Origin of the sequence: Xanthomonas sp. D-36-1, from assembly GCF_017746155.1 — a bacterium.
GTDB classification, from domain to species: Bacteria; Pseudomonadota; Gammaproteobacteria; order Xanthomonadales; family Xanthomonadaceae; genus Xanthomonas; species Xanthomonas cissicola.
Genome location: NZ_JAGHWR010000001.1, coordinates 54,353 through 69,371 on the forward strand (window position 1 = coordinate 54,353; position 15,019 = coordinate 69,371).

General features: G+C 62.2%; 13 protein-coding genes and 1 tRNA gene. All 14 read right to left on the reverse strand.

Annotated elements, in window-relative coordinates; genetic code table 11:
* Positions 1-6 precede the first annotated feature (6 nt).
* The 14 genes from J7367_RS00230 to rplT all read right to left on the reverse strand — a co-directional run bounded on the left by J7367_RS00230 (position 7) and on the right by rplT (position 15,018).
* A complete protein-coding gene (locus tag J7367_RS00230; protein ID WP_057661216.1) occupies positions 7-1,056 on the reverse strand; it encodes a glycosyltransferase in 1,050 nt (349 codons plus the stop codon).
* Entirely contained in the window at positions 1,053-2,195 is a 1,143-nt protein-coding gene (gene gumH, locus J7367_RS00235) for a GDP-mannose:cellobiosyl-diphosphopolyprenol alpha-mannosyltransferase (RefSeq protein WP_005920309.1), read from the reverse strand. The genes J7367_RS00230 and gumH overlap by 4 nt, the downstream gene beginning before the upstream one ends.
* Before the next feature lie 67 nt (positions 2,196-2,262).
* A complete protein-coding gene (locus J7367_RS00240) occupies positions 2,263-3,321 on the reverse strand; it encodes an acyltransferase family protein (protein ID WP_087942402.1) in 1,059 nt (352 codons plus the stop codon).
* Between the two features lie 43 nt (positions 3,322-3,364).
* Positions 3,365-4,456 (reverse strand): acyltransferase family protein, encoded by a 1,092-nt coding sequence (locus J7367_RS00245; RefSeq protein WP_057661214.1) that lies wholly within the window; start codon positions 4,454-4,456, stop codon positions 3,365-3,367.
* Positions 4,453-5,742 carry a polysaccharide biosynthesis protein GumE gene (locus J7367_RS00250; protein ID WP_161797561.1) on the reverse strand — a complete coding sequence of 430 codons (1,290 nt, stop codon included), beginning with the start codon at positions 5,740-5,742 and terminating at the stop codon, positions 4,453-4,455. The genes J7367_RS00245 and J7367_RS00250 overlap by 4 nt, the downstream gene beginning before the upstream one ends.
* 94 nt (positions 5,743-5,836) lie before the next feature.
* Positions 5,837-7,291, reverse strand: a complete 1,455-nt coding sequence (locus J7367_RS00255) for an undecaprenyl-phosphate glucose phosphotransferase (RefSeq protein ID WP_005920304.1) — start codon at positions 7,289-7,291, stop codon at positions 5,837-5,839.
* A 242-nt stretch (positions 7,292-7,533) separates the two neighbouring features.
* The gene (locus J7367_RS00260; protein WP_087945331.1) at positions 7,534-8,973 is read right to left on the reverse strand and encodes a GumC family protein; all 1,440 of its coding nucleotides are present in this window, start codon (positions 8,971-8,973) and stop codon (positions 7,534-7,536) included.
* Entirely contained in the window at positions 8,955-9,653 is a 699-nt protein-coding gene (locus J7367_RS00265; RefSeq protein WP_003484841.1) for a polysaccharide biosynthesis/export family protein, read from the reverse strand. Before J7367_RS00265 ends, J7367_RS00260 begins: the two co-directional genes overlap by 19 nt.
* A gap of 470 nt (positions 9,654-10,123) precedes the next feature.
* Positions 10,124-10,200 (reverse strand) — tRNA-Pro (locus J7367_RS00270).
* Between the two features lie 61 nt (positions 10,201-10,261).
* Entirely contained in the window at positions 10,262-10,618 is a 357-nt protein-coding gene (locus tag J7367_RS00275; protein ID WP_005995911.1) for a MerR family transcriptional regulator, read from the reverse strand.
* Positions 10,599-10,898 (reverse strand): integration host factor subunit alpha, encoded by a 300-nt coding sequence (locus tag J7367_RS00280; protein WP_002811076.1) that lies wholly within the window; start codon positions 10,896-10,898, stop codon positions 10,599-10,601. Before J7367_RS00280 ends, J7367_RS00275 begins: the two co-directional genes overlap by 20 nt.
* Before the next feature lie 21 nt (positions 10,899-10,919).
* The gene (gene pheT, locus J7367_RS00285; protein ID WP_057661212.1) at positions 10,920-13,298 is read right to left on the reverse strand and encodes a phenylalanine--tRNA ligase subunit beta; all 2,379 of its coding nucleotides are present in this window, start codon (positions 13,296-13,298) and stop codon (positions 10,920-10,922) included.
* A 114-nt stretch (positions 13,299-13,412) separates the two neighbouring features.
* Positions 13,413-14,408, reverse strand: a complete 996-nt coding sequence (gene pheS, locus J7367_RS00290) for a phenylalanine--tRNA ligase subunit alpha (RefSeq protein WP_057661210.1) — start codon at positions 14,406-14,408, stop codon at positions 13,413-13,415.
* A 250-nt stretch (positions 14,409-14,658) separates the two neighbouring features.
* Positions 14,659-15,018 carry a 50S ribosomal protein L20 gene (gene rplT, locus J7367_RS00295; protein ID WP_003484828.1) on the reverse strand — a complete coding sequence of 120 codons (360 nt, stop codon included), beginning with the start codon at positions 15,016-15,018 and terminating at the stop codon, positions 14,659-14,661.
* Position 15,019 lies beyond the last annotated feature (1 nt).

The following is a 15,019-nucleotide window of genomic DNA, read 5'->3' on the forward strand; positions in this document are numbered from 1 at the left end:
CTGCGGTCACAGCGCGGCGTCTCCATCCTTGCCCAGCGCTTCCAGATAGGTGCGGTAATGCAACTGCCCGATCCGCGGCCAGTCGCGCTGCGAGAGATCCGGCGCCGGGCCGCGCGGCGCAGCACGCACCTTGTCCAGCACGCCCGTCAGCAGCGCGGCATCGAACTCGCCTTCGTACAGGAACACCCAACCGGGGCCGACTTCCTTGGCGATGGCCGCATTGGATTCGCTCCACGGCGCCAGCACCGGACGCGCCAGCGACAACGCCAGCAGCAACGTGCCGGAGTTATGCATCTGCCGATACGGCAATACCACCAGTTCGGCCGCGCTGACTTCGCGCGCCAGCACCGGCTCTTCCACATAGGCCAGCAAAGCGCTGATCCGCGGATCCTGCGCGCAGGCGTCCTCCACCAAGGTGCGCATCTGCGGCGTGGCCGGATTGCCGACGATACGCAGGCTGAGACGCGCATCGTTCATCCCGCGCATGACCTCCAGCAAGGTTTCGACACCTTTGTAGGGGCGAATCAGACCAAAGTGCAGCAGCCGCCCGGGCACCGTGCTGCCCTGCTCCATGCTCGCGAACCAGTCGCGATAATGGCCGTGCAGAATCGTATCGGTGAACGGCGGACGTGGCGGCGTGGTGGCATTGATGCGAATCCAGCGCCGCGTCAGCCGGTCGATCCAGCGCAGCAGGCTACGTTCGCGCCAGCCGCGGTCCTCATGCGGCGCAAGATTGTGCAGGGTGCGCACCACCGGCGTGCCGGTCAGCTGCAGCTTGAGCAACAACAGCGCAGCGCAGACCTGCTTGGCCAAGGTGCCGGCAGTGGTCGGATGGCGCAGCAGGTATTCGGGCCAGTGCAGATGCAACACGTCGTAACGCGACAGCAATGCATCGCGCATCGAAAAGAAACGCGGGTGCACTGCGGCAGGCAGCGCGTCGTAGAGCTGGGTCAGGTACGGGTTGGTGTTGGCATTGGGCTTTTCAGTGGAAAACAGCACCGTCACCTGCGGCTGTGTTGCCGCACGCGTCATTGACGCAGAAGCTGGCGCGCTCATCGCACAGCCTCCTGCACGCGCGGAATGCCCAACGCGTCGTGGTATTCGTCGACGTAGCGCCCGACCACGTGCTTCCAGTCATAGCGGCTCACATAGGCCATGGACGCCGAGCGACGGGTATCGAAATCGCTGTCGGACTGCAACGCAAGCGCCTGTACCTGATCTGCTGCCGCTTCGATCCTGTCGCGGTTGACGATCACGCCCTGGCCCGATTCGCTGGCAAGCCGCACGAATGGCGGAATATCGCTGAGGATTGGAATCAGGCCCGCGCTCATCGCTTCCACCGCCGCAATACCAAAGCCTTCATGCCGCGACAGGCACACGAAGAACTGCGCCTGCTGCATCAATGCGCGCAACTGCTCCTGCGAGGGCGACATGCTCAGCTGCACCTTGTCCTGCAGCCCGCGCTCGGCGATCGCCTTGCGCAGATCCGCCTCGTTCAGATCGTATTCGCGGCCGGCAATGATCAACCGCCATTGCGGGTCGCGCTTGAGCGCCGCCTGCAACAACTCCAGGGTTTCGATCAGCCCCTTGTTGACCGACCAGCGCCCGAAATACAGCATGGTCCGGCCGGGCGTGGTCGCCCCCTGCCCTGCATATTTTTCTACGTCCACACCGTTTTCGATCACCCGTAGCCGCGCCGGTGCCACCACCTTGGCGAACAGATCGCCATCGTTTTCGCTGGTGGCGATCACCCGTGCATAAGCCAGTGCCGAGGTGCGCGTGAGCGTTTGAAACCACAGCTGCTTCATGCGCGATGCGTAGGCGGTATGGAAAAACCCGCCGTGCGTGGACACCACCATCGGCTTGCCGTGCAGCGGCTTGGTCAATGCCAGATAGTCGTAAAAAAAGTCGATGCCATGCAGATGCACGACATCGGCCGAACGAATCGCACCAAGCACCGAGGGCGCCAGCGGGTAGCGCGACGAGCCGCGATAGCCAATCCGCCGGATCGACAGCCCTTGATGCGTGTCCTGCGCCGCAAGCTGCGCACCCGGATCGGTGAACACACGATCCAGCGTCACGACCTCGACCGTATCGGCGCTCGTGGCTTGGTGTTGGCGGGCAACATTGAGAACGACCTCTTCCATGCCCCCGATCGAAGGATGGAATTGGCGGACGACATGCACCACTTTCATTACGCCACTCTCCTTTGCCAGCGGCGCGCACTCAGTTGCTGCGACGGCTGATGATTCTGAAAATTCGTCATTTGCGTTTCAACCCCAGCATCCACGGCGCCATCGGCACCAGGACCGCGCGCATCGGCACGCTTGCAGCAATCGCGAACGCGCTCAGCCCCAACGCCCAGGCAGGTGTGCCGATTGCGCTGCGTGCGATCAGGCCCGTACGCGCAACCACGCTGGTGGTCACCAAGAAAACCAGGGTATGCGTGCACAGAATCAGCAAGGTGTTGGTACCGATCCATTGCACCCAGCGCAGACGCCGAATGAAATGGGCGAGGCAAAACGTCATCGCCGTTCCGAGCAGACTGACCAGCAGGAAGACGGCAGCCGACTGCCCGAACTGCAGGTTGTTCACGTCCACCTGCCCGTTCCACCGGGCCAACCACCACCACAGTGCGGCCAGCGGCAACAAGGCAAGTGCCCACACCTGCGCGCGCAGCGATCGCAACGCATCGGCGAACCGCGATAGCCAACCGCCAAAGGCAATGAAGAACAGCGCGACCGGCAGCACATCCAGCGCGAGCGGCAAACGCTGCTGCAGCGAAGGGAACCACCCCGCCCACGCCAGTGCTAGTGGCAGACTGATCGCCGCCACCGCGGCCGCACTCAATCGCGCACGCAACGCGATGTAAGCCAGCGTTGTGACAAATAGCGCGGGCAAAAACCACAGCGCGGGAAGCACATACAGGCGTGACCCATTGGCCCACAGCAATCCCGTGAGCGGGTGCCACCACGGGCGCGTCTGCGGATGCCCCGCATGCCCGTCGATCGCAGCAGTCAACAGCCACAGCGCATAGGCGACCATGAAAAAAGCGAGGTACGGCACGAGCAATGTGCGCGCCAGCTTCGCGACGGATGCCGCCGTCAACGCCCGATGTCCAAAACGCTCGCCAACCCAGCCCGACAACACGAAAAACAGCGGCACATGGAAGCTGTAAGCGAACAGCTTGTACGCTGGCGGCATGCCGCTGGCATGGCCCAGCACCACCAGCGCGATGGCCAGCGCTTTGGCGGCGTCGATCTGCCAATCGCGCGTCAGCGCAGGCGCCGCGTTGGCGTCCGCGAGGTCATGCGCACGCATATCGTGTGGTGAAGAGAATCCGCTTGTCATGCCAAAGCGCCGCTCATGCCGCCACCGGGCGCGCACCCAGCGCCCACGGGGCGAAGCGCATCAGGATCCAACGCAGCGGCACGCTGGCGGCCAATGCGAACAGCGTGACGAAGATCGCCCAACCAAGCCCCGGACGTGCGCCGCCCAATCCACCAGCCAAGGCCGCGACACCGGACAGCACGAAGAACACCAACATGTGCGTACAGAGAATCAGCAAGGTGTTGCGGCCGATCCACTGCAGCCACGCCCATCTCTGCACCAGCCGCGCCGCGCAGATCACCATCAACGAACCAAGCAACGCGCTAACCAGGAACAGCGCGTAATTGTGTCCGAACTCGAGCATGTTGACGTCGATTCGCCCATTGGCCTGGGCCAGCCAGGCCACCGCCAATGCCAACACGACCGTTGCCAGGGCGCTGCCGGCCAAGGATGTCGGCAGGCGTGGCGAGAGGTAGATCAGCAAGGCGCCCAATGCGTAAAAGCATAACGACACCGGTAGCACGTCCAAACCGAAAAAAATCCGCACGTGCTGGGCCGGGACCCAGTTCATCCAGAACCATGCCACGATCAATGCCAGCCCTGCGATCAGGATCGGCGACATCAGGCGGCGCAAGACCATGTAACTCACCACGGTCACCAACATGACGGGCAGAAACCACAGCGGAGGCTGCACATACAGGTCCGGGCCGACACCGGTAAACATCGCCACGATGGGCTCCCACCACGGGTGACTTCCCCAGCGCGCAGCCTTCTCGCCGATATTGCGGGTCAGCAACCAGTAGACATAGCCCAGCAGATAAAAGGTGACGTATGGCAGGAGCAGGCTACGTGCCTGCTTGCTGATCGTCTGCGTCAAGCCGGTATTGCGCGACGCATAGCCGGCTGCCAGCCAACCGGATACCAGGAAAAACAGCGGCACGTGGAAGCTGTAGGCGAACAAGGTCATGCCATGCGGGACGCCCTTGGCATGACAGAACACCACCAGCAGGATCGCGATGGCCTTGGTGGCATCGATGCGCGGGTCGCGGACGCGACCGCTGGTCGTGAGCTGCGCGTCGGCGGCCGGCAGAGCCGACGGCGACGCCGGCATTGTCGACACGCTCATCGTGCCGCTCCCGCAGGCGATGGCAACTGCGCGCCATCTGCCGTTGGATCGTCCTTGATCGAGGCAGTCTGCGTGCCGGACGCAGACCAGGTCGGCAGCATGTGCCACATGCAACCACAGACGAACCACCACAACGCCGAGGTCTTGATCGAGAAGTAGCCGTTGGAAACAAGCAGGCTCAATGCGAACGCAAAGATCGCCAGGTTCTTGAAGAGCTGCCCTTCCTTGCTCGGCATCAGCAGCAGAAACGAATAGGCCAGCAGGAAGGCCAGCACGCCCACGATCGATTGCGATGCGATGAAGTACGAAATGCCACTGTCGAAGTAACGATACGCCTGTGCAAAATCCAGCCCCATCCACGACTCGAACGACAGGTTATTCATCGAATAAACGGTGAAGAACACACGCCCCATCGTGGTGTCCTGGTACGCGGTGATGCCCGTGACCCAGACCAGCAGCCATGCGCTCATGATCACCAGCAGAAACACCAGGAAGGCCAGCCGCTGATCCAGCCGCTTCAATAGCGGCGTCAGCAGCACCATCAAGACACAGGTGCCCGCCGCCAATCGTCCGTCCGAGGCGACGATCATGAAGCCGATCAACCCTACCGACAGGATCAGTGCCGCCGGTCGCATCCAACGCCAGAACACCAGCACGATCGCGGTGAAAAAACAGATGTAATTGCCCATCGTCACCGGCTCGATGAACATCGAGGAGGCGCGCGGCAGATTGGAGCCCGGCAGGAAGTTACGCTCGCCCGGCCGGGTGGCGCTGACGAACAGATTACTGTCTTCGTTCCAAAAGCCCTCGGCGCTCATGCCGCGCGCGTTGACGAAGAAACTCTTTGGATTGATCAGATCGCCGTATTTGACTGGCATCGCCAGCTCGAATGCTGCCACCAGCGAAACGATGATGGTCATGCGGATAAACAGCTTGGGCACCGAGCCGGTGTAGGCAGAGCCAAGCACGACGAAGGCGAACACCACCAGGGCGTCGCGGAAAAACTTGGGATCGATCTGCCAGTTCACCAAGAACCGCACGAACATCAGCGTGACGATCAACCCGAGTCCACTGACGATCAGGGCGATCCGCTTGCGGCTCAACGAGCCCATGCCAAGCAGGAAGCAAGCCGCGTAAACCATGAACTCGACCGCATAGGTGATCACCGGTCGCACGGTGAACACGTTCGCGTTGATGAACGCCAGCACCAGGTTGTAACCCACACCGACCAGCAACGTCAGCTCGATCAACAGGTTATGCCAGCGCACGCGAGTTTCCGCGCTCATTCGAATCAGCATGCACATGCCTGCCTGAAAAGGGCGGCTGCGATGCAGCCGCCCGCGGCGCCGGACGCGCCAGTTCGCACGCTCCCCGCCGTCATCAGTACGCGGTCTTCTGTCCGAGGACGCGTACAGCGGTCAGCACGATGATGCGGATATCCAGCCACAACGACCAACGGCGGATGTAATCGAGGTCGTACTGGATACGCTTTTTCATCGTCCGCAGTTCCGGGGTTTCGCCACGGAAACCGTTCACCTGCGCCCAACCGGTGATGCCTGGCTTGACGTAGTGACGCTGCATGTAATGGTTGATCAGCTTTTCGTAGTGCGTGTTGTGCTGCGCAGCGTGCGGACGCGGCCCGACGATTGACATGCTGCCACCCAGCACGTTGAAGATCTGCGGCAATTCGTCCAGGCTGCTGCGGCGCAGGAACGCACCGAAACGCGTGATACGTGCGTCGTTCTTGGTCGCCTGCTGAATCGTCGTGCCATGGTCGTCGTGCACACGCATCGAGCGGAACTTGAACATGTAGAACTCACGGCCACCCAGTCCATGACGGCGCTGGCGGAAGAACACCGGGCCCGGCGAGCTCAACTTGACGCCCACTGCAATGGCGGCCATCAGCGGCCACAGGCCAAGCAGCGCGATCACGGCCAGGATCTTGTCCTGCAACGCCTTGGCCACCACGAAGTAATTGTCGCGGTCCACACCACCCTGACGCAGATTGATCACCGGCACGTTGCCGATCTGTTCGCCGGACTGATTGAGCAGACCGAAATCGAACAGGTCAGGCACCAGCTTGACGTTGATCGGGTAACGGTCCAGGCGCTGCAACAGCTGCTTGATGTGGTCGCGTTCGCCCAGCGGCAGCGAGATCCAGACCTGTTCGACCTGATTTTCCTTCAGATAGTCGATCAACGCGTCCGGCTCGCCCAGGCACGGCAGCGACTGACGCTGTTCGGTCACGGCGATGTCGTAGGGAGTGCGGAAATAACCGACCAGGTTCATGCCGACCCACGAGTTACGGCTCAGGTAGTGGTTGATCTTCATCACCGGGTGGCGCAGCCCCACCACCACCACGCGTTGCACGTCCACGCCTTGGGTACGCAGATGGTTCAGAAAGCCACGCAGCACCGTGCGTGCAGCCACCAGCGAGGCCAGGCCGCCGACGAACCACAAGCCGATCCAGCCGCGCGACACCTGCTCGCCCACCTGCACGATCAGCGCATGCACGGCAAACAGCGCGAACACGCCGCCGAATGCACCGCCCAGCACCATCAGTTCGCTCAACAAGCCACGGCCGCGCCAGCTGCGGTACAGCGGAAACAGCGCAAAGCAGATGACCGAATACAGCAACGTTGTGGCGATCGCCAGCCGATACGGCGCTGCCGGCACCCAGGAACCAAACACGATGCGGTAAGCGACCAGACCGGACACCACAACCATGGTCAGGTCGAACACGCGCAGAACCAGATCGGCCGCAGCCGAATATTTGGACAACAATCGCGGCGAGGAAGTTGTGTAGGTCGCGCTACTCAAGTCTGCCAAAAGCATGGGGATGTCCTCCAAACTCGATACGACGCATGCGGGGGAACATACGAATCGCACGCGAGCTTTCAATCATCTCCGCCAAGCGATCACCGCGGTAAACCTACCGACCCCAGATCACTCGACAGCCCTTTGTTTCAACAGAGACAAACTTTCAAACGAAGGAGCCCGAAACATACGGGATCCCACCTTTTCCACGCTGAATCAGTTGTCACTTTAATTAACCATCGTTTTGCAACATCACGATGTCAGTTCAGCCGCGTTTCCTGGCCATTGACGCGCAAGAAGTACCGCACGAGCGCCACAGCCAAGCCTAGGAATACGCCAAAGATCAGGCCCAAGGCGAGGTTCAATTTCAGTTTCGGCGAAGTCTTCGACGTAGGCACATCTGCGGTATCGACGATGGTCACGTTGTTGGCGCCGACATTGCCTGCCACGCCGATTTCCTTGTAGCGCTGAAGAAGCGCATCGTAGAGTTGACGGTTGGTGTCGACGTCGCGCTTGAGCATGTTGTAACGAATGCTGCGGCCCTGCAGATCCAGCTCGTTGTTCCGCAAACCGGCGATGCGCTCGTTGAGCAAGTCCTCTTGATGCACGGACGCATCGTAGGTCGCCTTCAGCGACTGGCGCACGTTGACGACCTCGCCGTTGATCTGCCGACGCGACTCTTCGATTTGCGCCTTCAGACGCTGCATTTCCGGGTAGTCCGGCTTGAAGGTCGATAGCTTTTGTTGGTATTCGGCGGTGAGACGCACCTGCTCGCTACGCAGGCTCTGGATCAACGGACTGCTGAGCACCTGCGGCAACGACATGCCATCGCCACTGGATGCCTGGCGCCAGGCGGCCTCGGCCTTGATACGGGCATCCTGCGCAGAAGCGAGCAAGGCGTTGAGATCGGTCAGGTTCTGCGCCGGCAACGAAGGTTTGTCGTCGCCCACCGACACAATCTGCTCGTCGGTCGAGTACGCAACCAGCGACTTTTCAGAGTCTTCGACCTTGCTGCGCAACTGCTCCAGTCGCTCGGCAAGGAACTTGGTCGCAAACGAGGACGCCTTCATGCGGCGTTCCTGCGTACTGATGATGAACATCTTTGAATACGTGTTGGCGATCTTGGCCGACAACACCGGGTCCGGCGAATCGTAATTGACGTAGACCAGGCGCGAATTGAGGATGGGCTCGACCACCAGACCGGCCAGCAACGTGTCGGTAAGGCTGCGCTCGACGATCGCCTGACGCGAATCGACCGATTTCCCCGCTTCGGGATTCTTCGCCGCGGCCTTCTCCAGCGCCTCGTCCACCTGGTCCTTGAACGCCGGCTCCTTGTCGAGCTTGGCTTCGCGGATCACGGCACGTGCCAGCGAACGGCTCTGCAGCAACTGATACTGGGTCTGGTAGAAGTCGCGATCCTGCGGCGACTCCACCGGCATCAGGTTGTCGACATTCACCACGTTCAGCGAATCGCGTTCGATCTGCAGCGTGCTGGTCGCGCGGTACTTCTCCGGCATGAGCAACGTGATGGCCAGCGCCAGCAGCAATGCCGCCAGTGCGATCGCGATAATCAACCAACGCTGCGATACCAGGGCGCGCCAGTAATCGAGCAACCCCACATCGGCAAGTTCGAGATGCCCATGACGCTGAGACGAAGAGGAACGATTGTCGGAATTCATGCTCATCGGTAAGCGCGCCACACCATCACAAGAGGAGTCAGTTCGAGCATGGTGCGCAACCACACGCGCGCATCCGAGCGGTACACCACGACGATGTCGCCGCCATAAATCTCAGGATCCGGATTGGTCCCCTTCTCGATTTCGGTCAGGTCGAACCGCGCGAGCATCTTCTGCCCGTTGACCATGCGAAACACGATGACGTTGCCGCGGCTGGCGACCGTACTCACACCCTTGGCCTGCGCAATGGCTTGCTGCAAGGTCAGGTTGGCGCCGATCACCGGATAAATGCCCGGCTCGTCGACCGCCCCGGTCACGGTGACGCGACGGCCGTTGGACTCCTGCACGAACACCGACACCTGCGGATTTTGCAGATAGCCGTTGCGATACCGGTCGGCCACCATCTTTTCCAGCTCACCGACGCCCATGCCGGCCGCATTCACATCGCCAATGAGCGGCAACGAAATGTGGCCGTTCTGATCGATACGGACCTGCCGCTCCAGATCGTCGATCTGGAAGACCTTGACCAGCAACAGGTCGCCTGGCGAAAGCCGATACTCGGGCTGCACTGCCGACATTGCGAGCGGGTCAGGCAGCGGCAACGAGGTCGCCATGTCCTTACCGGTGCTGCAAGCGCCCAGTGTCATCGAGCAGATCAACGCCAGGCTGAGCGCCTGACAAAATCGTCCGATCAGTTTCTTCATGCGTGTGGCTGGCTGCCTCGGTTGGGTGGGACAGCGGCTCGCGCAGCATTCAACCGGCCAAACGCGCCAGCACGAACGTACGACAGAGGATTCATCCCGGGACATCGGGATCACGACAGGTGACGCGTGTTGCACTGCACTATCGCACAGAAAAATCGCACCGCAAGAGACCGCACGCCATTTTTTTGACAGCGTTGGCCTATTGATTCAAGTTCGTCGATATCGCGTTAACGAACCGTGATCCACGTTTGAATCTGGACAAAATGTTTCGGAGTGTTTTCGGACACTTAGCACCATTGCGTGACCCACGTCCATAGCGAACCGGACTGCAGAACGTGGACGCTGGTGCGCCGTTCATGCTGCATCGCGATATGCCGATATGCATATCCTCCCAGGCGGTCGTAGACACAAAAATGCAATGTTGCGGCGCAACAAAAAAGCCCATGACATGACGTCATGGGCTTGATGTTTGGTCGGGGTAGCCGGATTCGAACCGACGACCACTAGTCCCCCAGACTAGTGCGCTACCAGGCTGCGCTATACCCCGAAGATGCTGCGCTCCGCCGCGAGGGCGGCCTGCGATTATAGCGGCTTTGTGAAACGTTTTCCTAGCGGCGCAGCAGTTGCAGGACTTCTTCCAGCTCCATCCGCACCTGCTTGATGATCTGATTGCTCAGCGCCGACTCGCTCTTGGCGCCATCGCCCTCCAGACGCAGGCGCGCACCGCCGATGGTATAGCCCTGCTCGTACAGCAGCCCGCGGATCTGACGCACCATCAGGACGTCGTGGCGCTGGTAGTAGCGCCGGTTCCCGCGCCGCTTGACCGGCTCCAGGCTGGGAAACTCGGTTTCCCAATAGCGCAGCACATGCGGCTTGACGTCGCATAGCTCGCTCACCTCACCAATGGTGAAATAGCGCTTGGCCGGGATCGGCGGTAGCTCGCGATTACTGCCCGGATCCAGCATAAGCCTCCACCCGTTCCTTGAGTTTCTGGCCGGGGCGGAACGTCACCACCGTCCGTGCCGAGATCGGAATTTCCTCGCCGGTCTTGGGATTGCGACCGGGCCGTTGGTTCTTTCGCCGCAGATCGAAGTTGCCGAAACCCGACAGCTTCACCTGACGGCCCTGCTCCAGCGCATCGCGCAGCACATCGAAGAACGCGTCGACGAATTCCTTTGCCTCACGCTTGTTCAGACCGACCTCGTCGAACAGACGTTCGGCCATCTCCGCTTTCGTCAATGCCATGCCAACCCCCTGGTTACCGCCTCAACTCCGGATCCGGGCGCGATGCTCGCGCTCGATCACGGCCACCACATCGGCGACGACCGCATCGACGTCCCGGTCAGTGAGAGTGCGCGAGTTATCCTGCAAAATCAAGCCCATAGCAAGACTCTTGAAACCTGGCTCGACCCCTTGCCCGACATAGCGGTCGAACAATTGCACCTCACGCAACAATGGCCCGACCGTGGTGCGTACGCTGGCCGACACTGCCGCCCAGCTCACCTCGTCGGGCACCAGGAAGGCCAGATCGCGGCGCACCGAGGGGAAACGCGACAGCTCGCCGGCGCGTGGCAGGGTCCGCTGGACCAGGGGCATTAGCTGCAACTCGAAGGCGATCACGTCCACATTGATGTCCAGCGCCTTGGCCAGACGCGGATGCACCTGCCCGATCCAGCCGATACACACGCCGTCCCGATAGATATCGGCCGACCGGCCCGGGTGCCCGAACGGCTGCGTCGACGGCTGGAACTCCAGCTGCGCGCCACTGGCCGCAGCCAGCGCCATCAGGTCGCCCTTCAGATCGTGGAAATCCACCTTGCGCGCGGGCTCGCCCCACTGCAGCGCCAGCGCATCGCCGCACACCGCCGCGGCAACGTGCTGCGATTCCCCGGGTGCCGCACCGGTTTCGGCCGCGGCCGCGAACACCTTGCCCAATTCGAACAAGCGCACCCGCCCAGCCTGACGTGCAGCATTGCGGCCCAACGTGGCGACCAGGCCCGGCAACAGGCGCGGACGCATGATCGCCAACTCCGCACTGAGCGGGTTCGCCAGCGGCACCAGCCCTTCGGTGAGCTGCCAACGCTCCAGCAAGGCGGCATCGACGAAGGCGTAATTGATGGTTTCTTGCAGCTCGCGCGCCACCAGTTGGCGCCGCACGCTGAGCTCGTCCAGCTGGGTTTCGCTTGGCATCGCGATGCGACTGGCGCCACCAGGCAGCGTGGTCGGCACCCGGTCGTAACCGTGGATACGCGCCAGCTCTTCAATCAGATCTTCTTCGATGGCGATGTCGAAGCGACGGCTCGGCGCCATCACTTCCCAGCCTTCGGCAACCGTCTCGACGTGCATGCCGAGCGCACGCAGCATACGCACGACGTCGGCATCGTCGATCTGGATACCGAGCACGCGTGCAATGCGCGCGCGGCGCAGGCGGATACGCGCCGGCTGCGGCAGATGCTCCGGCAGCTGCGCATGCACCACCGGGCCAGGCGTACCGCCGGCCAGTTCCAGCACCAGGCGCGTGGCCACTTCAATTGCCTGCGGCGGCAATGCCGGATCCACGCCACGCTCGAAGCGATGCCCGGCATCGGTATGCAGGCCGAGTTTGCGGCCGCGCCCCATGATGGCCGCAGGGTCGAAGTACGCCGACTCCAGGAACACATTGCGCGTGGTTTCGGTGACGCGCGTGTCCAGCCCGCCCATCAAGCCGGCCAAAGCAACCGGACGCCCGGCATCGGTAATGGTCAGAAAACTGTCGTCCAGCGTGACCTGGCGCCCGTCCAGCAGCGCCAGCTGCTCGCCAGCGCGGGAACGGCGCACACCGATCGGGCCGTGCAAGGTCTCCAGGTCGAATGCGTGCATCGGCTGGCCCAGCTCCAGCATCACGTACTGGGTGATGTCCACCAGCAACGACACCGGACGCACGCCGCTGCGGCGCAGCCGCTCGGCCAGCCACACCGGCGTCTTGGCGGCCGGGTCGATCCCTTCGATCACCCGACCGCAATAGCGCGGCGCATCCTGACCAGCGTCCAGTTGCACTGCCAGCGTGCGCGTGGACACCGGCGCCACGGCAACGGCGTCGAACGCCACCACTTCGCTGGCGCACGCGGCGGCCACATCGAAGGCGATGCCGCGTACGCTGAAACAATCGGCGCGATTGGGGGTGAGTTTGATCTCGATGCTGGCATCGGGCAGGCCCAGATACTCGGCCAGCGCCTGCCCCACCGGCGCATCGTCCGGCAACTCGAACAGGCCCGACGCATCGCTGTCCAGACCCAGTTCCTTGGCCGAACACAACATGCCGTTGGACGCCACACCGCGCAGCTTGGCCGCAGTGATGGTCAGCTCGCCGATCTTGGCGCCGACCAGCGCCAATGGCGCCACCAGACCCGCACGCGCGTTCGGCGCGCCGCACACGATCTGCAACAGCTCGCCCTGCCCGGCATCGACGCTGCAGACCTGCAGACGATCGGCTTCGGGATGACGCACCGCCTCGACAATACGCGCCACCACCACCTGACCAAGCGACTCGCCCAGCGGCGTGACCTCTTCGACTTCCAGACCGATCGCCGTCAGCGTCGCGGACAGTTCATCGCGCGTGGCCTGGATCGGAACGTGGCTGCGCAGCCAATTTTCAGAGAATTTCATGGAGGGCCGGGATTCGGGAAACGGGATTGGAGATTCGTAAGAAGCAGTCGATGGGCGCGGTGCGGAACAAGGGCGCTGTTGCGAATCCCAAATCCCGAATCACCAATCCCCGCATCAGGCGAACTGCCGAAGAAAACGCACATCGTTCTCGAAGAACGCGCGCAGGTCGTTGACGCCGTAGCGCAGCATCGCGAAGCGCTCCACGCCCAGACCGAAGGCGAAGCCGGTGTAGCGTTCGGGGTCGATGCCGACGCTGCGCAGCACGTTGGGGTGCACCATGCCGCAGCCCAGCACTTCCAGCCAGCGCGTGCTGCCGTCGGGCTGCTGCCAGGCGATATCCACTTCCGCGCCCGGCTCCACGAACGGGAAATAGCTGGGGCGGAAACGCATTTCGAAATCGCGTTCGAAGAACGCACGCACGAACTCGGACAAGGTGCCCTTGAGGTCGGCGAAGTTGGAGTGCTCGTCCACCAACAGGCCTTCGACCTGATGGAACATCGGCGAGTGGGTCTGATCCGAATCGGAGCGATACACCTTGCCGGCCGCGATCATGCGCAGCGGCGGTTTGTGCGCATCCATGTAGCGCACCTGCACGCCCGAGGTATGGGTGCGCAGCAGGCGCCCGTCGCCGAAATAGAACGTGTCGTGCATCGCGCGCGCAGGATGGTGCGGCGGGAAATTCAGCGCTTCGAAGTTGTGCCAGTCGTCCTCGATTTCCGGGCCGTCCGACAGCTCGTAACCGAGCCGGGCGAAGATTTCGACGATGCGCTCCAGCGTGCGCGTCACCGGGTGCAGACCGCCGCGCTCGCTGCGGCGGCCCGGCAAAGTGACGTCGATGCGCTCGCCGGCAAGTCTGGCATCCAGCGAGGCGCTTTCCAGCGTGTGTTTGCGCTCGACCAACGCCGCGGTCAGCGCGTCGCGCGACAGATTGATCGCCTCGCCAGCCGCCTTGCGTTGCTCTGCCGGCAACGTTCCGAGCTGCTTGAGCTGGGCGGTAATACTGCCGCTCTTGCCCAGCAACGCGACGCGCAAGGCTTCCAGTTGGTCCGGCGTCTGCGCCGCGGCAACATCGGCCAGCGCGCGCTCGGTCAGGGATTGAATCTCACTCATTGCACTTGCGCCTCAACTGCTAGCCGAACGGTGTTTCCGGATACACCGGAACGCATTGTCACTGCATTGACCTGTCATCGCCCACGTGGCGACTTCGCTAAAACGCAAAAGGGGAAGGACTCGCGCCCTTCCCCCTGCATATCTGCTTTGTCCTCATCAGAAGCAGGCACAAGAATGTGCAAGCCCCTACGAGAAACTACCCTGTCAAAAGTCCGCACATGGATGTGCGGGCTCTTGCGAGGGACTCGCACTATGCCGCCAGCGCGCCCTTTGCCTTCTCGGCCAGCGCGGCAAAGCCGGCGGCGTCGTGCACGGCGATATCGGCCAGCACCTTACGGTCCAGGGTGATACCAGCCTTGAGCAGGCCATTCATGAAACGGCTGTAGCTCAGGCCGTTGATGCGGGCAGCCGCATTGATGCGGGTGATCCACAGCGAACGGAAATTACGCTTCTTCTGCTTACGGCCAATGTAGGCGTACTGCTGTGCCTTGATGACCGCCTGCTTGGCAACGCGGAAGACCTTGCGGCGAGCGTTGTAGTAACCCTTCGCCAGGGTCAGAATTTTCTTGTGGCGGCGACGCGCCTGCACACCACGCTTTACTCGTGCCATG